The organism is Buttiauxella agrestis ATCC 33320, from assembly GCF_000735355.1.
GTDB lineage: Bacteria > Pseudomonadota > Gammaproteobacteria > Enterobacterales > Enterobacteriaceae > Buttiauxella > Buttiauxella agrestis.
Genome location: NZ_JMPI01000070.1, coordinates 69,004 through 94,182, shown reverse-complemented (window position 1 = coordinate 94,182; position 25,179 = coordinate 69,004). Strand labels below are relative to the sequence as shown.

Sequence of the window (25,179 nt, the reverse complement as noted above, 5' to 3'; positions counted from 1 at the left end):
GTTCGCAAATGGCGAAAGAGAAAAAACGTGGCTTTTTTTCATGGCTAGGCTTTGGCCAGAAAGAGCAGGCTTCTGAACAAGAAACAGAACAAAAAGTAGCAGAAGAACAACCGGTTGCCGAAGAAGTCGTTGAGCAGGTTATTGAAGCTGAACAACCGCAAGCCGCTGAAGAAACTGCACAACCAGAAGAAGCTAAGCCTGAAATCCAGCCAGAAACTCTGACTGTAGAAGAGCCTGTCGCGTTTGCTAAGCGCGATGAACCAGAAGTCTTCGCAGAAGAAATTGTCGAAGTCACCGAAAAGCTCGTTGAGAGCGAAGTGGTGGCGGCTGAACCGGAAATCATTCCAGAAACAGAACCAGAAGTTACCGCACAAGTTGCTGTAGAACACGAAGAGCTGCTGGTTCCTGAAGACGTGGTTGCTGAAGTTGAACCGCTGCCAGAAGAGTGGCAACCGGAACAAGAGCCTGTTGTTGCGGTAGTTGAGCAAGAAGTTGAAGTTATTGAAGATGTTGTCGTAGAAGAAATACAGGAAGAAGAGCTTGCTGAAGAACTCCCGGTTGCTGCCATTATCGCCGAAGAAGTGGCGGAAGAGCAGCCAGTAGAAGAAATCCAGCAGGAACAAGAACGTCCAACCAAAGAAGGTTTCTTCGCACGCCTCAAACGCAGCCTGGTTAAAACCAAACAGAACCTCGGTTCCGGATTTATCAGTCTGTTCCGTGGCAAGAAAATCGACGATGATCTGTTTGAAGAACTTGAAGAGCAGTTGCTTATCGCCGATGTGGGCGTTGAAACAACGCGCAAAATCATCACCAATCTGACAGAAGGCGCGAGCCGTAAAGACCTGCGTGACGCGGAAGCGTTGTACGGTCTGCTGAAAGAAGAGATGGGCGAGATTCTGGCGAAAGTCGATGAGCCGCTGAATGTTGAAGGCAAAACGCCATTCGTTATTCTGATGGTTGGTGTCAACGGTGTGGGTAAAACCACCACTATCGGAAAACTGGCGCGTCAATTCCAGCAAGAAGGCAAATCTGTAATGCTGGCGGCGGGCGATACCTTCCGCGCGGCGGCAGTAGAACAATTGCAGGTCTGGGGCCAGCGCAACAATATTCCGGTTATCGCTCAACACACCGGTGCCGATTCTGCTTCCGTGATTTTTGATGCGATTCAGGCGGCAAAAGCGCGCAATGTAGATGTCCTTCTGGCCGATACAGCCGGGCGTTTGCAGAACAAAGCGCACCTGATGGAAGAGCTGAAGAAAATCGTTCGCGTAATGAAAAAGCTGGACGAAGATGCACCGCATGAGGTTATGCTCACCCTCGATGCCAGCACCGGGCAAAATGCGATTAGCCAGGCTAAATTATTCCATGAAGCCGTTGGATTGACAGGCATTACGCTCACCAAACTGGATGGTACAGCCAAAGGCGGCGTGATTTTCTCCGTTGCCGATCAGTTTGGTATTCCGATTCGCTACATTGGCGTCGGCGAGCGTATTGAGGACTTGCGTCCGTTTAATGCGGGCGATTTTATTGAGGCACTTTTTGCCCGAGAGGATTAACCATGATTCGCTTTGAACACGTTAGTAAGGCCTATCTCGGTGGGAGACAAGCGTTGCAGGGAGTCACCTTCCATATGCAACCTGGCGAGATGGCTTTTCTGACCGGTCACTCTGGAGCCGGGAAAAGTACCCTGCTTAAGCTTATCTGCGGTATTGAGCGGCCAAGTGCCGGAAAGATTTCGTTCAGCGGCCATGATATTAGCCGCCTCAAGAGCCGCGAAGTGCCGTTCCTGCGCCGTCAGATTGGTATGATCTTCCAGGATCACCATCTGTTGATGGACAGAACCGTTTACGACAACGTGGCGATCCCGCTGATCATCGCGGGTGCCAGCGGTGAAGACATTCGCCGCCGCGTGTCTGCGGCACTGGATAAAGTTGGCCTGCTCGATAAAGCGAAGAGTTTCCCGATTCAACTCTCTGGCGGTGAACAGCAGCGCGTGGGCATTGCTCGTGCGGTGGTGAATAAGCCTGCGGTATTGCTGGCAGATGAACCGACCGGTAACCTTGATGATGCGCTCTCGGAAGGTATTTTGCGTCTGTTCGAGGAATTTAACCGCGTGGGCGTAACGGTTCTGATGGCAACGCACGATATGGGGCTGATTTCCCGCCGTAATTATCGCATGTTGACGTTAAGTGACGGCCATTTGCATGGAGGCCTGGCAGGTGAATAAACGCAGCGCGCTCAATCACATAAAGCGCTTCAGCAACAAGCTGGATAAAATCAACTCGCTGAATAAGTTAGGGGATTTAGGCCGCTCGGTGAAAAAACGCGGCAAAGGGCCTCAATCGAAAAGCAAATCCCTCAAGGGCGGTGTGAACGAACAGTTCCGCTACGCCTGGCAGGGGGCTGTACAGGATTTACGCAGCAAGCCTTTAGCCACTTTCCTGACGGTCATGGTTATCGCCATTTCTCTTACACTGCCAAGCGTGTGCTACATGGTTTACAAAAACGTAAATCAGGCCGCCACACAGTATTACCCTTCGCCGCAAATTACCGTTTACCTCGACAAAGCGCTGGATGACAACGCCGCGCAGCAAGTGGTGGGTGCGATTCAGGCAGAAGAGGGCGTCGATAAAGTTAACTATTTATCGCGTGACGAAGCGCTGGGCGAATTCCGCAACTGGTCTGGCTTTGGCGGCGCGCTGGATATGCTGGAAGAAAACCCGCTGCCTGCCGTTGCCGTGGTGAACCCGAAACTCGATTTCCAGACCACAGACCACTTGAACACTTTGCGTGACCGTGTCGCTCGTATTAACGGTGTCGATGAAGTGCGCATGGATGACAGCTGGTTTGCACGTCTCGCCTCGCTGACTGGTCTTGTAGGGCGTGTTGCTGCGATGATTGGCGTGCTGATGGTTGCCGCGGTATTCCTGGTGATTGGTAACAGCGTGCGCCTGAGCATTTTTGCCCGCCGTGACTCCATCAACGTGCAGAAACTGATTGGTGCGACAGATGGATTCATCCTGCGCCCGTTCTTGTACGGCGGGGCGTTATTAGGCTTTAGCGGTGCGTTTTTATCGCTGATTTTGACCGAAATTCTGGTGTGGCGTTTGTCATCGGCTGTGACCGAAGTGGCGCAAGTATTTGGTACAAAATTCGATCTGACGGGCCTGGGTTTCGACGAATGCCTGCTGTTGTTGCTGGTTTCATCCATGAGCGGTTGGTTGGCTGCGTGGATAGCAACAGTACAACATTTACGTCGTTTTACCCCAGAGTAAAAATTTTTTGATATACTAGTCCCCTGCTACGAAGTACCTATCAGCAGGGGACTCGTTCCCACCTCGGTAAGCGTTTCTCCTGCCATGTTTCATAGCTCTGTCACATTTTGTGTGCAATCTATGCACAGCTTTACACGGAACTTGTGGATAGCATCACTGTCTGAGTTTACTGTGGGTGGTACGGTTTGGTGCTTGACGTGGAGTCAGGTGTGGCACTGTGTAGCAACCTGTACGTTAGTCTCTAAGAGAGGGTTTGAATGACCAAAGAAATGCAAAATTTAGCTTTAGCCCCTGTTGGTAACCTGGAATCTTATATTCGGGCCGCTAACTCCTGGCCGATGTTGACGGCTGAGGAAGAGAAGGAGCTTGCTGAAAAGCTGCATTACCAGGGCGATCTGGAAGCAGCGAAAAGGCTGATCCTGTCTCACCTGCGCTTTGTTGTTCATATCGCTCGTAATTACTCGGGCTATGGCTTGCCGCAGGCTGACTTGATTCAGGAAGGCAACATTGGCCTGATGAAGGCTGTGCGCCGCTTTAATCCGGAAGTGGGTGTCCGTCTGGTGTCGTTCGCTGTGCACTGGATCAAAGCTGAAATTCACGAATACGTTCTGCGTAACTGGCGTATTGTGAAAGTGGCAACCACTAAAGCACAACGTAAGTTGTTCTTTAACCTGCGCAAAACTAAACAACGTCTGGGTTGGTTCAACCAGGACGAAGTGGAAATGGTCGCCAACGAGCTGGGTGTTTCCAGCAAAGATGTCCGTGAGATGGAATCTCGCATGGCGGCGCAGGACATGACGTTCGACATGGGCAACGACGACGATTCAGACAGCGCGCCAATGGCTCCGGTGCTGTTCTTGCAGGATAAGTCTTCTAACTTTGCCGATGGCATTGAAGACGACAACTGGGAATCGCACGCGGCTGATAAACTCAGCGATGCCATGTTAGGCCTGGACGAACGTAGCCAGGATATTATCCGTGCCCGTTGGCTCGATGAAGACAACAAAAGCACGCTGCAAGAACTGGCCGACCGTTATGGCGTTTCCGCCGAGCGTGTGCGTCAGCTTGAAAAGAACGCGATGAAAAAACTGCGCATGGCCATCGAAGCGTAAGTTATTCAGCAAGACAAAAAAACCGCCTTCCAGGGCGGTTTTTTTATGCCCGTCACTTTCCCATTCAGCTTGTGAAAAAATTGTTATTCCAAAAGCCGCAAATTCGGGTATGTTTTTAACTCTGAGTGCGGCGAAGGCACACGCGGTATTCGTAAACCAAAAATAAAACCGTGCCAAAACAACACAACAAATATCAATCAGAATAAGAATGGGGATCTCAGGATGAAAATGAAGGGCAAAGCGTTATTGGCTGGTTGTATTGCACTTGCGATGAGCAACGCAGCATTTGCGAAGGATATCAAAGTAGCGGTAGTTGGGGCGATGTCTGGCCCGGTTGCTCAATATGGCGACCAGGAATTTACCGGTGCAGAACAAGCGGTTGCTGATATTAATGCCAAAGGCGGCATCAAAGGCGACAAACTGGTTATCACCAAATATGACGATGCTTGTGACCCGAAACAAGCCGTGGCGGTCGCCAACAAAGTGGTTAACGATGGCATCAAATATGTAATCGGCCACTTGTGTTCTTCTTCCACTCAACCTGCGTCTGATATCTACGAAGACGAAGGTGTACTGATGATCACTCCTGCGGCAACGGCGCCTGAGCTGACTTCGCGCGGTTACAAATTAACAATGCGTACCACAGGACTGGACTCCGATCAGGGCCCAACGGCGGCGAAATACATCCTTGATCACGTGAAACCGAAAAACATCGCGGTGATTCATGACAAACAACAATATGGCGAAGGCCTGGCGCGCTCGGTTCAGGAAAACCTGAAAAAAGGCGGCGCTAACGTGGTGTTCTTTGACGGCATCACCGCAGGTGAGAAAGACTTCTCCACGCTGGTGGCACGCCTGAAGAAAGAGAATATCGACTTCGTTTACTACGGTGGCTACCACCCTGAAATGGGCCAGATCCTGCGTCAGTCTCGTGCCGCAGGCCTGAAAACTCAGTTCATGGGTCCAGAAGGTGTAGCGAACGTTTCATTGTCTAACATTGCTGGCGAATCTGCTGAAGGCCTGTTAGTCACCAAACCGAAGAACTACGACCAGGTTCCTGCGAACAAACCGGTTGTAGATGCAATCAAGGCGAAGAAACAAGATCCAAGTGGCGCGTTCGTATGGACCACATACGCAGCACTGCAATCTCTGGCTGCAGGTCTGAACAAGTCAGAAGATCCGGCTGAAATCGCGACGTACCTGAAAGGCGCAACGGTTGATACCGTAATGGGTCCGTTGAGCTGGGATGAGAAGGGCGATCTGAAAGGCTTTGAGTTTGGCGTGTTTACCTGGCATGCGAACGGGACTGCGACCGACGCTAAATAATTTATCGGTCGCCTTTCGCGCCGCTGATGCGTTGGCTGCGTTGCTTAACCCCGGTCACTTACTGATGTAAGCTCCCGGGGATTTCACCACTTGCCGCCTTTCCGCAGCACGAAATGCTTCGATAAATGGGGAAGTGATAACCAACCCGTTATCACTTCTTCCAGCCACCACTCTGAACTTCAAACCCAACCGCCTGCATAAACGCCGTCATCACATCACGGTCTTCCACGCCAACATCTGCCATCCACCAACCGGTGATGTCAGGATTATCACGAATCACTTCTTCAACCAGATACTGCCCCACGCCACGGCGACGGGTGATCTCGCGTACCCGCAGCGAATCCAGCGCGGCTTCACGGCCCGCAAGCGTAACGCGCACCGCGCCGAGCAGTCGCTCATTAAATTTTGCCGCGTAAATTCTGTGAGTATCACTAAGCGTAAGCGAGGCGCTGGAATATTCCGGCCAGATCTTAGCGAGATCGATCTCATCCTGGGCACTACACTCAAACAGACGAATGATGGTGAGTTTCATAAGCGAGCTAACCAAAAAGCGGGAAAACCCCGAGTGTAACCAATTTATTTGCGCCAGACGCTTTCTCTTTTATCTGTCATATACCAGACGATTAATTTTTGCGTCAAACATATGCCAGTTCGATAAGTGGCAGATTGAAAAATGGTCAGTATAAAACCCTAAAACCTAGTGATTTATTCCGCTCTTTGTATCGCTATTTTATGCTGAAAAAGCTGCTTTTTTTTGTTTAACTCTAAGCAAATACAGAATAATATCTTTGCTTAATAGCCTGAAAAATAGAGAGTTTAGCCTTAAAAATTGTAAATTTTAATGCTAAGCCCTTAAAGGCACTCATAAAAATGGTTAAAGGCTAAAAAACGTTCAGTTTGTTTTTTGCCCAAAATAAAACCACAAATCACGAACAGGAATTGGATCTATGAAAATGAACGCGAAGACATTACTCGCTGGGGTTATTGCGCTGGCGGTGTCTCACGCGGCAACCGCAGCTGATATCAAAGTTGCCGTTGTTGGTGCTATGTCTGGCCCGGTTGCGCAGTGGGGCGACATGGAATTTAACGGTGCTCGCCAGGCAATCAAAGACATCAACGCAAAAGGCGGCATCAAAGGCGACAAACTAGTCGCGGTTGAATACGACGATGCTTGTGATCCGAAACAAGCCGTAGCGGTTGCCAACAAAATCGTTAACGACGGTGTGCGCTATGTCATTGGCCACCTTTGCTCCTCTTCCACTCAGCCAGCGTCTGATATTTACGAAGACGAAGGCATCCTGATGATCACCCCTGGTGCAACTAACCCAGAGCTGACGGCCCGTGGTTACAAAATGATTATGCGTACCGCAGGCCTGGATTCTTCCCAGGGCCCAACGGCGTCTAAATACATTCTCGACACTGTGAAACCGAAGCGCATCGCTATCATTCATGACAAGCAGCAATACGGTGAAGGTCTGGCGCGTTCTGTACAAGACGGCCTGAAGAAAGGTGGCGCGAATATCGTCTTCTTTGACGGTATCACAGCGGGCGATAAAGACTTCTCCACGCTGGTGGCGCGTCTGCAAAAAGAAAACATCGACTTCGTTTATTACGGCGGCTACTACCCAGAAATGGGCCAGATCCTGCGTCAGGCACGTGCCGTTGGCCTGAAAACTCAGTTTATGGGTCCAGAGGGTGTGGGTAACGCATCGCTGTCCAACATTGCGGGCAATGCGGGCGAAGGCATGTTAGTCACCATGCCAAAACGCTATGACCAGGACCCAGCGAACAAAGCTATCGTTGATGAACTGAAAACTGAGAAGAAAGACCCAAGTGGCCCATATGTCTGGATCACTTACGCAGCGGTGCAGTCTTTGGCGACAGCACTTGAGCGTACCGGAAGTGCAGAACCTGCTGATTTAGTAAAAGATTTGAAAGCAAACGGTGCGAAAACCGTGATTGGGCCGCTGAACTGGGATGAGAAAGGCGATCTGAAGGGATTTGATTTTGGTGTCTTCCAGTGGCATGCCGACGGTTCGTCTTCTGTAGCGACGAAATAATAGTAGCGGCAACTCTGGGTCATCCCACCTCCCCGGCGGCTATGCGTTGGGGAGGAATAAATAAGGTTATTGTATGTCCGAGCAGTTCCTCTACTTCCTGCAACAGATGTTTAACGGCGTCACGTTGGGCAGTACTTACGCGTTGATAGCCATCGGTTACACCATGGTTTACGGCATTATCGGCATGATCAACTTCGCCCATGGCGAGGTGTATATGATCGGCAGCTACGTCTCGTTTATGATCATCGCAGCACTGATGATGATAGGCATTGATGTGGGCTGGATGCTGGTTGGTGCAGGTTTTATTGGTGCAATTGTCATTGCGAGCGCCTACGGCTGGAGCATCGAACGCGTTGCCTACAAGCCGGTGCGTAACTCTAAGCGACTGATTGCACTGATCTCTGCTATCGGGATGTCTATCTTCCTGCAAAACTACGTCAGCCTGACTGAAGGTTCGCGCGATATCGCACTGCCAAGCCTGTTTAACGGTCAGTGGGTTGTCGGTGCCAGCGACAACTTCACCGCAACCATTACCACCATGCAGTTGGTGATTTGGGTTGTAACGTTCCTTGCGATGCTGGCTTTGACACTGTTCATTCGCTACTCCCGCATGGGCCGTGCGTGCCGTGCGTGTGCAGAAGATTTGAAAATGGCGAGCCTGCTTGGAATTAACACCGACCGTGTTATCTCGCTGACCTTCGTGATTGGCGCAGCCATGGCTGCGGTTGCAGGTGTACTGCTCGGCCAGTTCTACGGCGTTATCAACCCATACATCGGCTTTATGGCCGGGATGAAAGCCTTCACCGCAGCAGTTCTGGGCGGTATCGGTAGTATCCCTGGCGCGATGATTGGTGGCCTGATTTTGGGTGTTGCAGAAGCGCTGACTTCCGCGTATCTGAGCACCGAATATAAAGATGTTGTCTCCTTTGCGCTGCTCATCGTGGTACTGCTGGTTATGCCTACCGGTATCCTGGGCCGTCCGGAGGTAGAAAAAGTATGAAACCGATGCATGTTGTTCTTGCGCTGCTTTCGGCGGCCATATTTTTCGTGCTGGCGGGCGTCTTTATGGGCGTTCAGTTGAGTCTCGATGGCACTAAGCTTGTCGTTCACAGCGCCGAAACGGTGCGCTGGGAATGGGTGTTGATTGGTACGGCGATTGTCTTCGTCTTCCAGTTGCTGCGCCCTGCATTCCAGAAAGGCATGAAAAAAGTCTCCGGGCCGAAGTTTGTGCTGCCTGCGTTAGACGGTTCTACGCCGAAACAGAAACTGTTCCTGGCGGCACTGTTGGTACTCGCCGTTGCGTGGCCGTTTGTGGTGTCACGCGGTACGGTGGATATCGCCACGCTGACCATGATTTATATCATTCTCGGCCTTGGTCTGAACGTGGTTGTGGGTTTGTCTGGCTTGCTGGTTCTGGGCTACGGCGGTTTTTATGCCATCGGCGCTTATACCTTTGCTCTGCTCAACCACTACTACGGTCTGGGATTCTGGACATGCTTGCCGATTGCGGGCCTGGTGTCTGCGGCGGCAGGTTTCCTGTTGGGCTTCCCGGTGTTGCGTTTACGCGGCGACTACCTCGCGATTGTGACGCTCGGCTTTGGTGAAATTGTCCGTATTTTGCTGCTGAACAACACCGAAATTACCGGTGGCCCGAACGGCATCAGCCAGATCCCTAAACCTACGCTGTTTGGTCTGGAATTCAGCCGCAGCGCACGTGAAGGCGGGTGGGATACGTTCAGCAACTTCTTTAACGTCGCATATAACCCAGGTGACAGGATTATCTTCCTCTACCTCGTTGCGCTGTTGCTGGTTGTGCTGTCTCTGTTTGTGATTAACCGCCTGCTGCGTATGCCGCTGGGCCGCGCGTGGGAAGCGTTGCGTGAAGATGAAATCGCGTGCCGTTCACTGGGTCTGAACCCAACGCGCATTAAACTGACCGCGTTTACTATTAGCGCCGCGTTTGCAGGCTTTGCTGGTACGCTGTTTGCCGCACGCCAGGGCTTTGTCAGCCCGGAATCCTTCACCTTTGCCGAATCTGCCTTCGTGCTGGCGATTGTCGTGCTGGGCGGTATGGGCTCGCAATTTGCCGTTATCCTCGCCGCCGTGCTGCTGGTGGTGTCGCGCGAACTGATGCGTGACCTGAACGAATACAGCATGTTGGTGCTTGGTGGCTTGATGGTGCTGATGATGATTTGGCGTCCGCAAGGCTTGCTGCCAATGTCGCGTCCGCAATTGAAGCTTAAAAAAGAGCAAGTGGAACAAGTGAAAGGAGAGCAGGCATGAGTCAGCCATTGTTATCCGTAAACGGCTTGATGATGCGTTTCGGCGGCCTGCTCGCCGTAAATAATGTTTCTCTGGAACTGCATCCACAAGAAATTGTTTCGTTAATCGGCCCGAACGGTGCCGGTAAAACCACGGTGTTTAACTGCCTGACCGGCTTCTACAAGCCATCAGGCGGTACGATTCTGTTGCGTGATCAACACCTTGAAGGTCTACCGGGCCAGCAAATTGCACGTATGGGCGTGGTGCGTACTTTCCAGCACGTTCGTCTGTTCCGCGAAATGACCGTGATTGAAAACTTGCTGGTTGCTCAGCATATGCAGCTGAAAACCGGTGTGTTCTCAGGTCTTTTGAAAACGCCTGCTTTTCGCCGTTCACAAAGCGAAGCGCTGGACCGCGCTGCAACCTGGCTTGAACGTATTGGTCTGCTTGAGCAGGCTAACCGCCAGGCGAGCAACCTGGCATATGGCGACCAGCGCCGCCTTGAGATTGCACGCTGCATGGTGACTCAGCCAGAAATTCTGATGCTTGATGAACCCGCGGCTGGTCTTAACCCGAAAGAAACGCATGAACTCGATGAGTTAATCATGGAGTTACGCAACCATCACAACACTACCGTGCTGTTAATCGAGCACGATATGAAACTGGTGATGGGCATTTCTGACAGGATTTACGTGGTAAACCAGGGGACGCCGCTTGCGAACGGCACGCCGGAGCAAATCCGGAATAACCCTGACGTAATCCGCGCCTACTTAGGTGAAGCATAATGGGGGTGAGGCTTAATATGGAAAATATCATGTTGTCATTTGACCATGTGAGCGCCCACTACGGAAAAATCCAGGCGCTTCATGAGGTTAGTCTGCACATCAAACAGGGCGAAATCGTCACTCTGATTGGCGCGAACGGTGCCGGTAAAACGACGCTGTTGGGAACACTGTGTGGTGACCCGCGTGCTTCAAGCGGCAAGATTACCTTTGATGGTAAAGACATCACCGACTGGCATACCGCGCGCATCATGCGTGAAGCAGTGGCGATTGTGCCAGAAGGTCGCCGCGTATTTTCTCGCATGACGGTAGAAGAGAACCTGGCGATGGGTGGCTTCTTTGCGGAACGCGACCAGTATCATGAACGCATCCAACGCGTTTACGAGCTGTTCCCACGCTTGCTGGAGCGCCGTATTCAGCGTGCGGGTACGATGTCCGGTGGTGAGCAACAAATGCTGGCGATTGGCCGTGCATTAATGAGCCAACCGCGCCTGCTGCTGTTAGATGAACCATCGCTCGGCCTCGCGCCAATCATCATTCAGCAGATTTTCGATACCATCGAACAACTGCGCAGCGAAGGCATGACCATCTTCCTCGTCGAGCAGAACGCCAACCAGGCGCTGAAGCTTGCTGACCGCGGCTACGTGCTGGAAAACGGCCACGTGGTACTGGAAGACACAGGTGATGCGCTTCTGGCTAACGAAGCGGTGCGTAGCGCCTACCTCGGCGGCTAGTTTATCGTTTCAAACACAAGGAGCCTTTTGGCTCCTTTTTTTATGACATTTTGCCACCAGTCATAATTCCTTCACTTCATCGTAACGATCCTGTCACCTCACGGTTATTTTTCTGTCATTCGCGCATGTCATGTTTTGATGCGAACAAAAACGCGTATTTTCGCGCAACTTATTCACCTCAAAATAATTCGAGAGATAAGACATGACTGCATCGTTACGACACACAGCAATTTGCCTGGCGCTTGGATGCGTATTTAGCAGTAGCGCTATCGCCGCCACTTCCATTCCTTTCTGGCACTCGATGGAAGGCGAACTGGGCAAAGAAGTTGATTCACTGGCTCAACGCTTTAACCAGACGCATCCTGACTACAAAATTGTTCCGGTTTATAAAGGCAACTACGAACAAAACCTGGCGGCAGGGATTGCGGCATTCCGTTCGGGCAATGCGCCAGCCATTTTGCAGGTTTATGAAGTGGGCACGGCGACCATGATGGCCTCGAAAGCGATCAAGCCGGTGTATGAAGTGTTCAACGATGCAGGCATTAAGTTCGACGAATCCCAGTTTGTGCCGACGGTTTCCGGGTACTACACCGATGCGAAAACCGGTCATCTGCTTTCCCAGCCTTTCAACAGCTCCACGCCGGTGTTGTATTACAACAAAGACGCCTTTAAAAAAGCCGGTCTGAACCCGGACCAGCCGCCAAAAACCTGGCAGGATCTGGCTGATTACACCGCCAAACTGAAAGCAGCGGGCATGAAGTGCGGCTACGCCAGCGGCTGGCAGGGCTGGATTCAAATTGAAAACTTCAGCGCCTGGAATGGCCTGCCCGTTGCGACCAAAAACAACGGCTTTGATGGCACTGACGCGGTTCTGGAATTCAATAAACCCGAGCAAGTGAAACACATTGCGCTGTTGCAAGAGTTGAACAAGAAAGGCGATTTCAGCTACTTCGGCCGTAAAGACGAATCCACTGAGAAGTTCTACAACGGCGATTGCGCCATTACTACCGCCTCTTCCGGTTCGCTGGCAGATATCCGCCACTACGCCAAATTCAACTACGGCGTGGGCATGATGCCTTATGACGCAACCATCCCGAATGCGCCACAAAACGCCATTATCGGCGGGGCAAGTTTATGGGTAATGCAGGGTAAAGACGCGGCAACTTACAAAGGCGTTGCCGAGTTTATGCAGTTCCTCGCCCAGCCTGAAATCGCTGCCGAATGGCACCAGAAAACGGGTTACTTGCCGATTACCAAAGCCGCGTATGACCTGACGCGCGAGCAAGGTTTCTACGAGAAAAACCCGGGTGCTGACATCGCCACGCGCCAGATGATGAACAAGCCGCCATTGCCATTCACCAAAGGTCTGCGTCTGGGCAATATGCCGCAGATTCGTACCATCGTAGACGAAGAACTGGAATCGGTATGGACCGGTAAGAAAACCCCTCAGCAAGCGTTAGACAGCGCGGTTGAGCGTGGCAATCAGCTGCTGCGCCGTTTCGAGCAATCGACTAAGTCTTAAGTTTTTCAGTGTCGGATGACGCTTCGCTCATCCGACCTACGAATTGCTGTATGTAGGTCGGGTAAGGCGAAGCCGTCACCCGACATTGTTCAGGAAAAGAATCACTTATGTCATCATCTCGCCCCGTATTCCGTTCCGGTTGGCTGCCGTATGCGCTAGTCCTGCCGCAACTGGTTATCACTATTATCTTTTTCATCTGGCCTGCGGGCGAAGCGCTGTGGTACTCCCTCCAGAATGTCGATCCGTTTGGGCTTTCGAGCACGTTTGTCGGCCTGGATAACTTCAAACAGCTTTTCCACGACAGCTACTATCTCGACTCTTTCTATACCACCTTAATTTTTAGCGGCTTAGTGGCAGGCAGCGGCCTGCTGGTGTCGCTGTTTTTCGCGGCTCTCACAGATTATGTGGTGCGCGGCAGCCGTATTTATCAAACGTTGATGTTACTGCCGTATGCGGTCGCGCCCGCGATTGCCGCCGTATTGTGGATCTTCCTGTTCAACCCTGGGCGCGGCCTGTTAACGCACTTGCTGGAGCAGTTTGGTTATCACTGGAACCACGCGCAAAACAGCGGTCAGGCGATGTTCCTTGTGGTGTTTGCCTCGGTCTGGAAGCAAATCAGCTACAACTACCTGTTCTTCTTCGCTGCACTTCAGTCGATTCCTCGATCCTTGGTCGAAGCCGCTTCCATTGATGGTGCCGGGCCGGTGCGCCGCTTCTTTAAATTGTCGCTGCCGCTGATTGCTCCGGTGAGTTTCTTCCTGCTGGTGGTGAATCTGGTTTACGCCTTTTTCGATACCTTCCCGGTTATCGACGCCGCAACTGGCGGTGGCCCGGTACAAGCCACCACCACGCTTATCTACAAAATTTATCGCGAAGGTTTTGCCGGTCTCGACCTTTCCGCATCGGCGGCACAATCGGTAGTGCTGATGTTCCTGGTCATCATCCTGACCGTCATTCAGTTCCGCTTCGTGGAACGTAAGGTGCGCTACCAATGATTGAGAACCGCCGCGGACTGACGATTTTCAGCCATACCATGCTCATTCTTGGCATCATCGTGATTCTGTTTCCGCTGTACGTCGCATTTGTGGCGGCAACGCTGGACAGCCAGGCCGTGTTTCAAACGCCAATGACGCTGATCCCAGGCTCCCATCTGCTGGAAAATATGACCCATATTTGGGTACATGGCGTGGGTGCAAACAGTGCGCCGTTTGGCCTGATGCTGCTAAACAGCTTCGTGATGGCGATGGTTATCACCATCGGCAAAATCACGGTGTCGATGCTCTCCGCTTTTGCCATTGTCTGGTTCCGCTTTCCATTGCGTAACCTGTTCTTCTGGATGATTTTCATCACCCTGATGCTGCCGGTCGAAGTGCGAATTTTTCCAACGGTAGAAGTCATCGCCAATCTCAAGATGCTCGACAGCTATACCGGCCTGACGCTGCCGCTAATGGCTTCGGCGACCGCCACGTTTTTGTTCCGCCAGTTCTTTATGACGCTGCCCGATGAGTTAATGGAAGCGGCTCGCATTGATGGTGCAACGCCGATGCGCTTCTTCCGCGATATCGTGCTGCCGCTCTCGAAAACCAATCTGGCGGCGCTGTTCGTCATCACCTTTATCTACGGCTGGAACCAGTATCTGTGGCCGTTGCTGATTGTCAGCGACGTCAACCTCGGCACAGCCGTGGCGGGTATCAAAAGCATGATGTCTTCCGGTGAAGGCTCGACCCAGTGGAACCAGGTGATGGCGGCGATGCTGCTAACGCTGATTCCGCCGGTAATTATTGTTTTAGCCATGCAACGCGCGTTTGTGCGTGGCCTTGTTGATAGTGAGAAATAACGTTCATGGCAGGTTTAAAATTACAGGCAGTCAGCAAAAGCTGGGACAACAAAACCCAGGTGATTCAACCGTTAACGCTCGATGTGGCGGATGGCGAATTTATCGTGATGGTCGGGCCGTCGGGCTGTGGTAAATCTACGCTGCTGCGTATGGTTGCCGGGCTTGAGCGCGTCACCAGCGGCGACATCTGGATTGACCGCCAGCGCGTCACTGAAATGGAACCCAAAGAGCGCGGCATTGCGATGGTGTTCCAGAATTACGCGCTTTATCCGCATATGAGCGTGGAAGAAAACATGGCGTGGGGGCTGAAAATCCGTGGCATGGGTAAAGCGCATATTCAGCAGAAAGTGGCAGAGGCAGCACGTATTCTGGAACTCGATGGTTTGCTAAAACGCCGTCCGCGTGAGCTTTCTGGCGGGCAGCGTCAACGTGTGGCGATGGGGCGTGCGATTGTGCGCGATCCAGCGGTATTCCTGTTTGATGAACCGTTATCAAACCTCGACGCTAAACTGCGCGTGCAAATGCGCCTCGAATTACAGCAACTGCATCGCCGCCTGAAAACCACCAGTCTGTACGTCACCCACGATCAGGTCGAAGCGATGACGCTGGCGCAGCGCGTGATGGTGATGAACAAAGGCGTTGCAGAGCAAATCGGTACGCCCGTTGAGGTTTACGAGCGCCCGGCAACTCGCTTTGTGGCGAGTTTTATTGGCTCGCCAGCCATGAATCTACTGGAAGGTAAAATCAGTGCTGATGGCACGCGTTTTGAACTGGAAGGCACAATGGCGTTACCGCTGGGAGGGATGCAAAATTCGCATCGTGGTCGCGCGGTGACGTTGGGTATCCGCCCGGAACATATTGCGTTAAGCTCACAAACCGCAGGCGGCATCCCCTTTATGGTCGACACGCTGGAGATGCTCGGCGCAGATAATCTGGTGCATGGGCGTTGGGGCGAGCAAAAATGGTGGTGCGCCTTGGGCATCAGGAACGCCCGCAACCCGGCAGTACGTTATGGCTGCATCTGCCTGAAAACAATCTGCATTTCTTTGATAAAGAAAATGGACAACGTTTATGAGTAACTGGCCATACCCAAAAGTCGCGGCCCATCGTGGCGGCGGAAAACTGGCACCGGAAAACACGCTGGCGGCGATTGATGTGGGTGCGCGATTCGGTCATACGATGATTGAGTTTGACGCGAAGCTGTCAAAAGATGGGCAAATCTTCCTGCTGCATGATGACACGCTGGAGCGCACCAGTAATGGCTGGGGAGTGGCGGGCGATTTGCCGTGGGATAAGCTGCTCAACGTTGACGCCGGAAGCTGGTTTAGCAATGAATTCAAAGGCGAGCCATTGCCGCTGCTTTCGCAGGTTGCAGAGCGCTGTAAACAACATGGCATGATGGTCAATATCGAAATCAAGCCGACAACGGGTACTGACTCCGATACCGGGAAACTCATTGCGCTGGCCGCCCGTGAATTATGGCAGGGGCAAACCGCGCCATTGCTGTCGTCTTTTTCCATCGACGCGCTGGAAGCGGCACAACATGCGGTTCCAGAGTTACCTCGGGGTTTGTTGCTGGATGAATGGCGTGATGAGTGGCGCGAGCTGACCACTAGCCTGGGCTGCGTATCACTTCATTTGAACCATAAATTGCTGGATGAAACGCGTGTGCGGGAACTCAAAGCGGCGGGGTTACATATTCTGGTTTATACCGTGAATAATCCCCAACGAGCAGCCACGCTGCTGCGCTGGGGAGTCGATACTATTTGCACTGACCGCATCGACCAAATTGGCGCGGACTTTACGGGCTAATACCTCACCAATGTCGGATGACGCAAGCTTATCCGACCTACGGTTGCGGTGTTGTAGGGTGGATAAGCGATAGCGTCATCCACCGTTTTCATTACGGCCCAATAGTTTTCAGCGGAATGCTCGGCTGTAACGTCGAGCTACCATGAGAATTCAGCATGCTGCCATTGGTTCTCGGTTGTAGCATGTGATCCTGCCCGCTGACGTTCGAACCACTGCCACTCAGCATCCCTCCATTCGTATTCGGCAACACCTGTTGCGTCCCGACATCCAGTTCGTTTGGCAGTGTTTTCTTCACCTTAAATACATCCTGCTGCGAATTATTGTTTATCTGCGATTCCAGATGCTGTTGCTGTACGCGTGTCTGTGTTTGTAACTGCTGATTCAACATTCCTTTTTGCTGTATCTGCTGCGTCTGCATTTGCTGCTGCATCCGTTGCTGGCTGGGAATCTGGTAACCCGGTTGATTGGGATTATTCAGGGTATTAATCGGCTGTGCCAAACAGGTCAACGGCAGCAAAGCTGCCACAAGTAATATTTTTTTCATCGTCACTTCCTCCATTTGGGGGATCTACTAAGTTTAATCGTTTTCCGTAGTTACGAAGATTATTTAGGAGTTTTAGACCAGGCTTATTGGGCGATTGACTGGACAAACATGGAGAAAACAACGATGAAGCAGTGGAAAACTTTTCGTTCAGAAGTAATGCGTTGGATGACCATTCCTGCGCTCATGATAGGACTTTGCCTTTCTGTTAATGCCGCGCCCCCTCCGGCGGCACCCCCGGTATCCTATGGTGTTGAAGCTGACGTACACCATGCGGTGCGTGCTGAAAATGGCATGGTGGCTTCACAAGATTCCCTTGCCACACAAGTGGGCGTCGATATTCTGAAACAAGGCGGAAATGCCGTAGATGCTGCAGTTGCAGTCGGTTTTGCGCTGGCGGTAACACACCCACAGGCCGGGAATATTGGCGGCGGCGGCTTTATGATGCTGCGCACCAAAGACGGTAAAACCACCGCCATTGATTTCCGTGAAATGGCGCCAGAAAAAGCCACGCGCGATATGTTCCTTGACGCGCAAGGCAATGCTGACAGCAAAAAATCCCTCACTTCTCATCTTGCTTCCGGCACACCTGGCACCGTGGCGGGCTTCTCAATGGCGCTGGAAAAATACGGCACTCTGCCGCTCAACAAAGTGATTCAGCCTGCGATTAAACTGGCGCAGGACGGATTTACGGTGAACGATGCACTGGCTGAAGATTTAAAAGTGTATGGCGCGGAAGTGATCCCGAATCACCCAAACAGCAAAGCTATTTTCTGGAAAGCGGATGGTGAACCGCTGCAAAAGGGCGACAAGCTGGTGCAGACGAATCTCGCCAAAAGCCTGGAAATGATTGCTGAAAATGGCCCGGATGCTTTCTATAAAGGGGCTATTGCTGACCAGATTGCGGATGAAATGGCAAAAAATGGTGGGCTGATCAGCAAAGCGGATCTGGCGAATTACAAGGCGGTAGAACGTGCGCCAATTAGCGGCGAATACCGTGGCTATGAGATTTTCTCTATGCCACCGCCGTCTTCCGGTGGCATTCACATCGTGCAAATCCTTAATATTCTGGAAAACTTCGACCTCGCCAAATACGGTTTTGGTAGCGCCGATGCGATGCAACTCACCGCAGAGGCTGAAAAATATGCTTATGCCGATCGTTCGGAATATCTTGGCGATCCGGATTTTGTGAAAGTACCGTGGCAGGCGCTGACCAACAAAGCCTATGCGAAATCATTGGCAGAACAGATAGATATCAACAAGGCGCGACCGTCGAGCGAAATCAAACCGGGCAAACTTGCCCCGTATGAAAGCAACCAGACCACGCACTTCTCGGTGGTGGATAAAGACGGCAACGCTGTAGCAGTAACTTACACCCTTAATACCGTGTTCGGCACAGGTATTGTGGCGGGGAATACCGGCATTCTGATGAATAACCAAATGGATGATTTCTCGGCCAAACCGGGTGTTCCGAACGTCTACGGGCTGGTGGGTGGTGATGCCAACGCGGTAGGGCCGCACAAACGTCCATTGTCGTCGATGTCGCCAACTATCGTGGTCAAAGATGGGAAAACCTGGTTGGTGACGGGTAGTCCAGGCGGCAGCCGAATCATCACAACTGTGCTGCAAATGGTGATGAATACCATTGATTATGGGATGAACGTCGCCGAAGCGACCAACGCGCCGCGTTTCCATCATCAGTGGTTGCCAGATGAGTTACGTGTCGAAAAAGGATTTAGCCCGGACACCATCAAACTGTTGAAAGATAAAGGGCAGAATGTGCAGGTGAAAGAGGCGATGGGCAGTACGCAAAGCATTATGGTTGCGCCGGATGGCACGCTGTATGGTGCATCTGACCCGCGTTCCGTGGATGATTTGACGGCGGGTTATTAAGTTGCCCCTCACCCCGGCCCTCTCCCTCAGGAGAGGGAGAAAGCCGTAGAGTCCCCTCTCCTGAGGGAGAGGGTTAGGGTGAGGGCGATTTACTCCGGCTTAAACCGCGCCATAAAATGCGCATCCACATACTGCCCGTCACGCAGTGCGTAGTTCTTGCCTGTACCTTCAATCTCAAAACCGAATTTACGATAGACCGCCAGGGCTGGTGCGTTATCAACAAACACCGTCAACTCGATACGCTCGACGCGCAGCCAGTTATCACACAGGTCGGTCATGGCTGCCATCAACGCGCTGGCGACGCCTCTGCCATGAAAATTACTGTCCACACCTATGCCAAAGGATGCGACGTGGCTGCGGCGCGGTGATGGTTCTACCGCAAACGTCAGTTGGCCAACAACTTTTCGATCAATACATGCGACCAGATTACGGCTGCCTGGTTTTGGTTCCTTCAACCGTTCTAGCCACTGCCCTTGCGGAGAATAAGGAATATGTAGCGTGTCGCGTTGCGGCGTCTGTTGAGAGTAAAGTTGATGCAGAGCTTCCGCATCGCCGATTTCAGCATGACGTATCACTATTTCGCTCATTCCTTTTCTCCTCAATTGGTTAGGTAACCCCTTCAACATTATTGACTTTTTAATTTTCGTCAACTGCCAATTATTTCTAAAAAATAGTAGACAAGTGCGAATGATAATGATTATTATTGCCATGCGTTCAGGGGAGACCCTTACGGAGACAACCTGAAAGCACGACATTGCTCACATTGCTTCCAGTATTACTTAGCCAGCCTTGCGCTGGCTTTTTTTTGCCCTTTTTTCAGCCTGGCTTACTTGCCATTTTGTCCGCGGGCTGTGAACAAACTAAAATGTTTTGGTTTATGTAGGGCGGAAAAGCGCAGCGTCCTCCGCCAAAAGCAAACAACTCCATAGCCGCAAAATCACGGTGCCATCCGCCTCCGTCTCAAGTATGGTAATTGCAATTCAAAGTCAAAAAGGACGAAGCAATGACCCTACACTGCGCTTTTATAGGTTTTGGCAAAAGCACCACCCGCTACCACCTTCCTTACGTTCTGGTTCGCAAAGATAAATTCCACGTTGCCCATATCTTCCGCCGCAATGAAAAGCCTGATATCGAGCAGCAGCCAGAATATAGCCACATTCATTTCACCAGCGATTTAGACGAAGTGCTGAACGACCCGCAGGTGAAACTGGTGGTGGTGTGTACCCATGCAGACAGCCACTTCGATTACGCGAAACGCGCGCTGGAAGCAGGCAAAAATGTGCTGGTGGAAAAGCCGTTTACCCCAACACTGGCTGAAGCGAAAGAATTGTTCGAGCTGGCGAAAGCCAAAGGACTGACCGTCACGCCGTATCAAAACCGCCGTTTTGACTCCTGCTTCCTGACCATGAAAAAAGCCATCGAAAGCGGCAAACTTGGCGATATTGTTGAAATAGAAAGCCACTTTGATATGTATCGCCCGGTTGCCGAAACCAAACCAGGTCTACCGGCTGACGGTGCGTTTTACGGTCTTGGCGTGCATACGATGGACCAAATTATTTCGCTGTTTGGCCGCCCGGATCATGTCGCCTACGACATTCGTAGCGTGCGCAATAAAGCCAATCCGGACGATACCTTTGAAGCGCAGCTTTTCTATGGCGATATGAAAGCCATCGTCAAAACCAGCCATCTGGTGAAAATCGACTACCCGAAATTCCAGGTTCATGGCACCAAAGGCTCATTTATTAAATACGGAATCGACCAGCAAGAAACCAGCCTCAAGGCGTACATCATGCCGGGTGAACCGGGCTTTGCGGCTGATAGCAGCGTGGGCGTGCTTGAGTACGTGAACGATGCGGGTGAAACCGTGCGCGAAGAGCTGAAACCGGAAATGGGCGACTACGGGCGCGTATACGATGCGCTTTATGAAACCATTCTTAACGGCAAATCCAATTACGTCAGAGAAATTGAAGCAATGACCAATCTTGAGATCCTCGAACGCGGTTTCGAGCAGGCTTCGCCTTCAACAATCACTCTCGCCTGACCTGAAAATTGACGCCGTAAACTCGTTCACTTTTTTTGAACAGAGGCGTCAATTTTCACCCTCTATGATCATTTCCGATTCGAGTCCACACTTAGTCCATCAAACGAATTGCGGAGAAATGAAGATGATCTTTTTAAGAAAAGCTGAAGAACGTGGTCATGCGAATCATGGTTGGTTGGATAGCTGGCACACCTTCTCATTCGCTAACTATTACGATGCCAATTTCATGGGTTTCTCGGCATTACGTGTGATTAACGAAGACGTGGTGGAAGCCGGTGAAGGTTTTGGTACCCATCCGCACAAAGACATGGAAATCCTGACCTATGTGCTCGAAGGTGCCGTGGCACACCGCGATAGCATGGGTAATGAAGAAAAAGTCCCTGCGGGTGAATTCCAGATTATGAGTGCCGGGACCGGGATTACTCACTCCGAGTACAACCCAAATGACACCGAGCGCCTACGTTTGTACCAAATCTGGATTATCCCAGACAAAACAGGCATCACGCCGCGTTACGATCAGCGCCGTTTTGATGCGCCACAGGGCCGCCAGCTGGTGTTGTCGCCAGATGCGCGTGATGGTTCTCTGAAAGTGAACCAGGATATGGAGCTGTCGCGTTGGGCGTTAGCGAAAGACGAACAATCTGTCTATCAGATCCCGGCAGATCGCCGCATTTGGGTGCAGGTTGTGAAAGGTGATGTCTCTATCAACGGTACTCAGGCTAAAACCAGCGATGCGGTTGCCGTATGGGATGAACAAGCGATTTCGATTCACGCCAATAGTGAAAGTGAGATTCTTTTGTTCGATTTACCTCCAGTCTAATAAATACCGATAGTTACCGGTCACAACCTTCCTCGAAACCGGGGGAAGGTTGTGCTTTGTCCGTGCTAAACTTCGCTGTCGATAGTTAACCCGCACAGCAAGATAATGAAAAAGAAAAGACCGGTATTACAGGACGTTGCAGATCGCGTCGGCATAACAAAAATGACGGTCAGCCGCTTTTTGCGTAACCCTGACCAGGTTTCCGCTGCGTTACAGGTAAAAATTGCCGCCGCCCTTGATGAACTTGGCTACATTCCTAACCGCGCCCCTGACATTCTTTCCAACTCAACCAGTCGCGCCATTGGCGTCTTACTGCCTTCGCTGACCAACCAGGTATTTGCCGAAGTGTTGCGTGGCATTGAAAACGTCATTGACGCTTACGGCTACCAGACCATGCTCGCCCACTACGGCTATAAGCCGGAGCTGGAAGAAGAGCGTCTGGAATCAATGCTTTCCTGGAATATCGACGGACTTATCCTCACCGAACGCACCCATACCCCACGCACTTTAAAAATGATTGAAGTGGCGGGGATCCCCGTTGTGGAATTGATGGACAGCATTTCTCCGTGCCTCGATATCGCCGTCGGGTTTGATAACTTCGAAGCTGCACGCCAGATGACTGCGGCGATTATTGCTCGCGGCCACCGCCACGTCGCGTATCTCGGTGCTCGTCTTGATGAACGTACCGTGATTAAGAAAAAGGGCTACGAACAAGCGATGCTTGATGCAGGCCTCGTGCCTTACAGCGTGATGGTTGAACAATCTTCTTCGTACTCAACAGGTATTGAACTCTTCCGTCAGGCGCGTCGTGAATATCCTCAGCTCGACAGTATCTTCTGCACCAACGATGACTTAGCGATCGGTGCGGCGTTTGAATGCCAGCGCCAGGGTTTGAGCATCCCGAAAGATATGGCGATTGCCGGTTTCCACGGTCACGATATCGGCCAGGTGATGGAGCCGCGTCTTGCTAGCGTACTGACGCCGCGTGAACGAATGGGCCGCATTGGTGCCGAGCGTTTGCTGGCGAGAATTCGCGGTGAAGAGGTCACTCCGCAAATGCTCGATTTAGGCTTTACGCTTTCTCCTGGCGGTTCAATTTAACCGTCCCAAAATATGATTTAGCTCACAGTTATACACTTTGCAAGCTAATGGTTATTGCTTATTGCGCAGGCAGCTTAGACAATGTTACCGATAACAGTTACCCGTAACAATTTACTATAACAAATTGTTGCGCTAGTCGGAGCTACGCTATGAGCACTACCAACCACGAAAACCACATCTACGTCCTGATGGGCGTCTCTGGCAGCGGTAAATCTGCTGTTGCAAGTGAAGTTGCTCATCAACTCAAAGCCGCGTTCCTCGACGGCGATTTCCTTCATCCGCGCTGCAATATCATGAAAATGGCATCGGGCGAGCCGCTGAACGATGAAGATCGTAAGCCGTGGCTGCAAGCGTTGAACGATGCAGCTTTCGCGATGCAACGCACCAACAAAGTTTCCCTGATTGTTTGCTCTGCGCTGAAAAAAGTTTATCGCGACCAATTACGCGAAGGTAATCCGAACCTCTCCTTCATCTACATGAAAGGGGATTTCGAGGTGATTGAAAACCGACTGAAAGCCCGTAAAGGTCACTTCTTCAAAACGCAGATGCTGGTCACTCAGTTTGAAACGCTGGAAGAACCTAAATCTGACGAACCTGATGTGCTGGTAGTGGATATCGACCAAACGCTTGAAGGCGTAGTCGCCAGCACGATTGATGTGATTAATAAAGGCAGTGCGCAGTGAGTACATTAACTCTTGTTTTAACAGCAGTGGGTTCAGTATTACTGTTGCTGTTTTTAGTGATGAAGGCGCGTATGCACGCCTTCGTTGCTTTGATGGTTGTTTCAATTGGTGCAGGGATCTTTTCCGGAATGCCGCTCGATAAAATCGCGGCAACCATGGAAAAAGGAATGGGCGGGACACTCGGATTCCTCGCCATCGTCGTCGCGCTTGGCGCGATGTTCGGTAAGATTCTTCATGAAACGGGCGCGGTAGACCAAATCGCCGTCAAAATGCTGAAGTCTTTCGGCCACAGTCGCGCACATTACGCGATTGGCCTGGCTGGCTTGATTTGCGCCCTGCCACTGTTCTTCGAAGTGGCGATCGTTCTACTGATTAGCGTGGCGTTTTCTATGGCCCGCCACACCGGAACTAACCTCGTTAAGCTGGTTATCCCTCTGTTTGCGGGCGTCGCCGCTGCCGCAGCGTTTCTGCTGCCTGGGCCTGCGCCTATGTTACTTGCCTCCCAGATGCATGCCGACTTTGGCTGGATGATTCTGCTCGGCTTGTGCGCTGCAATTCCGAGCATGATTATCGCCGGGCCGCTGTTTGGTAACTTCATCAGCAAATATGTCGAGCTGCATATTCCTGACGATATCTCCGAACCGCATCTGGGCGAAGGTAAACTGCCATCTTTCGGCTTCAGCCTGTCGCTGATCCTGTTGCCGCTGGTGCTGGTGGGCATGAAAACCATCGCTGCACGTTTCGTTGAACAGGGTTCCACGCTGTACGAATGGCTCGAGTTTGTCGGCCACCCGTTCACCGCGATTCTGGTCGCGTGTCTGGTTGCTATTTATGGTCTGGCGTACCGCCAGGGAATGGCGAAAGAGCGAGTCATGGAAATCTGCGGCCACGCGCTGCAACCTGCAGGCATCATTCTTTTAGTTATCGGCGCGGGCGGTGTGTTCAAGCAAGTGCTGGTGGACTCAGGCGTTGGCCCAGCGTTAGGTGAAGCGTTAACCGGATTAGGTCTTCCGATTGCGTTAACCTGCTTCGTGCTGGCGGCAGCGGTGCGCATTATCCAGGGTTCTGCAACAGTCGCCTGTTTGACCGCAGTGGGTCTGGTGATGCCTGTTATCGAGCAATTGAACTATAGCGGCGCGCAAATGGCAGCCTTGTCGATTTGCATCGCGGGCGGTTCCATTGTGGTGAGCCACGTAAACGACGCCGGTTTCTGGTTGTTCGGTAAGTTTACGGGCGCTACCGAAGGGCAAACCCTGAAAACCTGGACCATGATGGAAACCATCCTCGGCACCACCGGTGCGCTGGTCGGGATGATTGCTTTTACGCTGCTCTCCTGAAATGGTGGATGACGCTGCGCTTATCCCCCCTACAAAACCAA

General features: G+C 51.7%; 23 protein-coding genes and 1 pseudogene. 21 read left to right on the top strand and 3 right to left on the bottom strand.

Annotated elements, in window-relative coordinates; all coding sequences use genetic code 11:
* Positions 1–8 precede the first annotated feature (8 nt).
* The 5 genes from ftsY to GBAG_RS19800 all read left to right on the top strand — a co-directional run bounded on the left by ftsY (position 9) and on the right by GBAG_RS19800 (position 5,713).
* Positions 9–1,556 carry a signal recognition particle-docking protein FtsY gene (ftsY, locus tag GBAG_RS19820; RefSeq protein WP_034499536.1) on the top strand — a complete coding sequence of 516 codons (1,548 nt, stop codon included), beginning with the start codon at positions 9–11 and terminating at the stop codon, positions 1,554–1,556.
* Positions 1,557–1,558: 2 nt separating this feature from the next.
* Positions 1,559–2,227 carry a cell division ATP-binding protein FtsE gene (gene ftsE, locus GBAG_RS19815; RefSeq protein ID WP_034499534.1) on the top strand — a complete coding sequence of 223 codons (669 nt, stop codon included), beginning with the start codon at positions 1,559–1,561 and terminating at the stop codon, positions 2,225–2,227.
* The gene (ftsX, locus tag GBAG_RS19810; RefSeq protein ID WP_034499630.1) at positions 2,220–3,275 is read left to right on the top strand and encodes a permease-like cell division protein FtsX; all 1,056 of its coding nucleotides are present in this window, start codon (positions 2,220–2,222) and stop codon (positions 3,273–3,275) included. The genes ftsE and ftsX overlap by 8 nt, the downstream gene beginning before the upstream one ends.
* Before the next feature lie 257 nt (positions 3,276–3,532).
* Positions 3,533–4,387 (top strand): RNA polymerase sigma factor RpoH, encoded by an 855-nt coding sequence (rpoH, locus tag GBAG_RS19805; RefSeq protein ID WP_034499532.1) that lies wholly within the window; start codon positions 3,533–3,535, stop codon positions 4,385–4,387.
* A 222-nt stretch (positions 4,388–4,609) separates the two neighbouring features.
* Positions 4,610–5,713 carry a branched-chain amino acid ABC transporter substrate-binding protein gene (locus tag GBAG_RS19800; protein ID WP_156104916.1) on the top strand — a complete coding sequence of 368 codons (1,104 nt, stop codon included), beginning with the start codon at positions 4,610–4,612 and terminating at the stop codon, positions 5,711–5,713.
* Positions 5,714–5,864: 151 nt separating this feature from the next.
* Here the strand turns inward: GBAG_RS19800 and panM are convergent, their stop codons facing one another.
* Complete coding sequence (panM, locus tag GBAG_RS19795; protein ID WP_034499531.1) at positions 5,865–6,245, bottom strand: aspartate 1-decarboxylase autocleavage activator PanM; 381 nt, start codon at positions 6,243–6,245, stop codon at positions 5,865–5,867.
* Between the two features lie 415 nt (positions 6,246–6,660).
* Here panM and livK point away from each other — a divergent pair, with 415 nt between their 5' ends.
* From livK to ugpQ, 10 genes and pseudogenes are all read left to right on the top strand, one after another.
* Complete coding sequence (livK, locus tag GBAG_RS19790; protein WP_034499529.1) at positions 6,661–7,773, top strand: high-affinity branched-chain amino acid ABC transporter substrate-binding protein LivK; 1,113 nt, start codon at positions 6,661–6,663, stop codon at positions 7,771–7,773.
* A gap of 73 nt (positions 7,774–7,846) precedes the next feature.
* Positions 7,847–8,773 carry a high-affinity branched-chain amino acid ABC transporter permease LivH gene (livH, locus tag GBAG_RS19785; protein ID WP_034499528.1) on the top strand — a complete coding sequence of 309 codons (927 nt, stop codon included), beginning with the start codon at positions 7,847–7,849 and terminating at the stop codon, positions 8,771–8,773.
* Positions 8,770–10,056, top strand: a complete 1,287-nt coding sequence (locus tag GBAG_RS19780) for a high-affinity branched-chain amino acid ABC transporter permease LivM (RefSeq protein ID WP_034499526.1) — start codon at positions 8,770–8,772, stop codon at positions 10,054–10,056. Before livH ends, GBAG_RS19780 begins: the two co-directional genes overlap by 4 nt.
* A complete protein-coding gene (livG, locus tag GBAG_RS19775; protein ID WP_034499524.1) occupies positions 10,053–10,820 on the top strand; it encodes a high-affinity branched-chain amino acid ABC transporter ATP-binding protein LivG in 768 nt (255 codons plus the stop codon). Before GBAG_RS19780 ends, livG begins: the two co-directional genes overlap by 4 nt.
* Before the next feature lie 17 nt (positions 10,821–10,837).
* Positions 10,838–11,551, top strand: a complete 714-nt coding sequence (gene livF, locus GBAG_RS19770; RefSeq protein ID WP_034499522.1) for a high-affinity branched-chain amino acid ABC transporter ATP-binding protein LivF — start codon at positions 10,838–10,840, stop codon at positions 11,549–11,551.
* 202 nt (positions 11,552–11,753) lie between these two features.
* Entirely contained in the window at positions 11,754–13,073 is a 1,320-nt protein-coding gene (ugpB, locus tag GBAG_RS19765; RefSeq protein ID WP_034499520.1) for a sn-glycerol-3-phosphate ABC transporter substrate-binding protein UgpB, read from the top strand.
* Positions 13,074–13,180: 107 nt separating this feature from the next.
* On the top strand, positions 13,181–14,068 hold the full coding sequence (ugpA, locus tag GBAG_RS19760; RefSeq protein ID WP_034499517.1) for a sn-glycerol-3-phosphate ABC transporter permease UgpA: 888 nt from the start codon (positions 13,181–13,183) through the stop codon (positions 14,066–14,068).
* Positions 14,065–14,910: a sn-glycerol-3-phosphate ABC transporter permease UgpE gene (gene ugpE / locus GBAG_RS19755; RefSeq protein WP_034499515.1), complete on the top strand. Its 846-nt coding sequence runs from the start codon at positions 14,065–14,067 to the stop codon at positions 14,908–14,910. Before ugpA ends, ugpE begins: the two co-directional genes overlap by 4 nt.
* A 5-nt stretch (positions 14,911–14,915) precedes the next feature.
* Positions 14,916–15,985: pseudogene (locus GBAG_RS19750) on the top strand (sn-glycerol-3-phosphate import ATP-binding protein UgpC).
* Positions 15,982–16,722 carry a glycerophosphodiester phosphodiesterase gene (ugpQ, locus tag GBAG_RS19745; protein ID WP_034499513.1) on the top strand — a complete coding sequence of 247 codons (741 nt, stop codon included), beginning with the start codon at positions 15,982–15,984 and terminating at the stop codon, positions 16,720–16,722. Before GBAG_RS19750 ends, ugpQ begins: the two are co-directional and overlap by 4 nt.
* Positions 16,723–16,813: 91 nt before the next feature.
* Here the strand turns inward: ugpQ and GBAG_RS19740 are convergent, their stop codons facing one another.
* The gene (locus GBAG_RS19740) at positions 16,814–17,266 is read right to left on the bottom strand and encodes a DUF2756 family protein (protein ID WP_034499511.1); all 453 of its coding nucleotides are present in this window, start codon (positions 17,264–17,266) and stop codon (positions 16,814–16,816) included.
* A gap of 123 nt (positions 17,267–17,389) precedes the next feature.
* Between GBAG_RS19740 and ggt the strand changes: the two genes are divergently transcribed.
* Positions 17,390–19,156, top strand: a complete 1,767-nt coding sequence (gene ggt, locus GBAG_RS19735) for a gamma-glutamyltransferase (protein WP_034499509.1) — start codon at positions 17,390–17,392, stop codon at positions 19,154–19,156.
* A gap of 89 nt (positions 19,157–19,245) precedes the next feature.
* Here ggt and GBAG_RS19730 read toward each other — a convergent pair whose 3' ends face one another.
* Complete coding sequence (locus tag GBAG_RS19730; RefSeq protein WP_034499507.1) at positions 19,246–19,743, bottom strand: GNAT family N-acetyltransferase; 498 nt, start codon at positions 19,741–19,743, stop codon at positions 19,246–19,248.
* 416 nt (positions 19,744–20,159) lie between these two features.
* Between GBAG_RS19730 and GBAG_RS19725 the strand changes: the two genes are divergently transcribed.
* The 5 genes from GBAG_RS19725 (at position 20,160) to gntU (ending at position 25,138) form a co-directional block, all read left to right on the top strand.
* Entirely contained in the window at positions 20,160–21,197 is a 1,038-nt protein-coding gene (locus tag GBAG_RS19725) for an oxidoreductase (protein WP_034499504.1), read from the top strand.
* 124 nt (positions 21,198–21,321) lie between these two features.
* The gene (locus GBAG_RS19720) at positions 21,322–22,017 is read left to right on the top strand and encodes a pirin family protein (RefSeq protein WP_034499502.1); all 696 of its coding nucleotides are present in this window, start codon (positions 21,322–21,324) and stop codon (positions 22,015–22,017) included.
* Between the two features lie 105 nt (positions 22,018–22,122).
* The gene (gene gntR / locus GBAG_RS19715; protein WP_034499500.1) at positions 22,123–23,118 is read left to right on the top strand and encodes a gluconate operon transcriptional repressor GntR; all 996 of its coding nucleotides are present in this window, start codon (positions 22,123–22,125) and stop codon (positions 23,116–23,118) included.
* Between the two features lie 149 nt (positions 23,119–23,267).
* Positions 23,268–23,801, top strand: a complete 534-nt coding sequence (gene gntK, locus GBAG_RS19710) for a gluconokinase (RefSeq protein WP_034499498.1) — start codon at positions 23,268–23,270, stop codon at positions 23,799–23,801.
* A complete protein-coding gene (gene gntU / locus GBAG_RS19705; protein WP_034499497.1) occupies positions 23,798–25,138 on the top strand; it encodes a gluconate transporter in 1,341 nt (446 codons plus the stop codon). The genes gntK and gntU overlap by 4 nt, the downstream gene beginning before the upstream one ends.
* Positions 25,139–25,179 lie beyond the last annotated feature (41 nt).

What these genes read in the sequence shown, in the direction of transcription:
- ftsY (WP_034499536.1), top strand. Translation starts at nt 9, where the DNA reads ATGGCGAAAGAGAAAAAACGTGGCTTTTTTTCATGGCTAGGCTTTGGC.
- ftsE (WP_034499534.1), top strand. Translation starts at nt 1,559, where the DNA reads ATGATTCGCTTTGAACACGTTAGTAAGGCCTATCTCGGTGGGAGACAA.
- rpoH (WP_034499532.1), top strand. Translation starts at nt 3,533, where the DNA reads ATGACCAAAGAAATGCAAAATTTAGCTTTAGCCCCTGTTGGTAACCTG.
- GBAG_RS19800 (WP_156104916.1), top strand. Translation starts at nt 4,610, where the DNA reads ATGAAAATGAAGGGCAAAGCGTTATTGGCTGGTTGTATTGCACTTGCG.
- panM (WP_034499531.1), bottom strand. Translation starts at nt 6,245, where the DNA reads ATGAAACTCACCATCATTCGTCTGTTTGAGTGTAGTGCCCAGGATGAG.
- livK (WP_034499529.1), top strand. Translation starts at nt 6,661, where the DNA reads ATGAAAATGAACGCGAAGACATTACTCGCTGGGGTTATTGCGCTGGCG.
- livH (WP_034499528.1), top strand. Translation starts at nt 7,847, where the DNA reads ATGTCCGAGCAGTTCCTCTACTTCCTGCAACAGATGTTTAACGGCGTC.
- GBAG_RS19780 (WP_034499526.1), top strand. Translation starts at nt 8,770, where the DNA reads ATGAAACCGATGCATGTTGTTCTTGCGCTGCTTTCGGCGGCCATATTT.
- livG (WP_034499524.1), top strand. Translation starts at nt 10,053, where the DNA reads ATGAGTCAGCCATTGTTATCCGTAAACGGCTTGATGATGCGTTTCGGC.
- livF (WP_034499522.1), top strand. Translation starts at nt 10,838, where the DNA reads ATGGAAAATATCATGTTGTCATTTGACCATGTGAGCGCCCACTACGGA.
- ugpB (WP_034499520.1), top strand. Translation starts at nt 11,754, where the DNA reads ATGACTGCATCGTTACGACACACAGCAATTTGCCTGGCGCTTGGATGC.
- ugpA (WP_034499517.1), top strand. Translation starts at nt 13,181, where the DNA reads ATGTCATCATCTCGCCCCGTATTCCGTTCCGGTTGGCTGCCGTATGCG.
- ugpE (WP_034499515.1), top strand. Translation starts at nt 14,065, where the DNA reads ATGATTGAGAACCGCCGCGGACTGACGATTTTCAGCCATACCATGCTC.
- ugpQ (WP_034499513.1), top strand. Translation starts at nt 15,982, where the DNA reads ATGAGTAACTGGCCATACCCAAAAGTCGCGGCCCATCGTGGCGGCGGA.
- GBAG_RS19740 (WP_034499511.1), bottom strand. Translation starts at nt 17,266, where the DNA reads ATGAAAAAAATATTACTTGTGGCAGCTTTGCTGCCGTTGACCTGTTTG.
- ggt (WP_034499509.1), top strand. Translation starts at nt 17,390, where the DNA reads ATGAAGCAGTGGAAAACTTTTCGTTCAGAAGTAATGCGTTGGATGACC.
- GBAG_RS19730 (WP_034499507.1), bottom strand. Translation starts at nt 19,743, where the DNA reads ATGAGCGAAATAGTGATACGTCATGCTGAAATCGGCGATGCGGAAGCT.
- GBAG_RS19725 (WP_034499504.1), top strand. Translation starts at nt 20,160, where the DNA reads ATGACCCTACACTGCGCTTTTATAGGTTTTGGCAAAAGCACCACCCGC.
- GBAG_RS19720 (WP_034499502.1), top strand. Translation starts at nt 21,322, where the DNA reads ATGATCTTTTTAAGAAAAGCTGAAGAACGTGGTCATGCGAATCATGGT.
- gntR (WP_034499500.1), top strand. Translation starts at nt 22,123, where the DNA reads ATGAAAAAGAAAAGACCGGTATTACAGGACGTTGCAGATCGCGTCGGC.
- gntK (WP_034499498.1), top strand. Translation starts at nt 23,268, where the DNA reads ATGAGCACTACCAACCACGAAAACCACATCTACGTCCTGATGGGCGTC.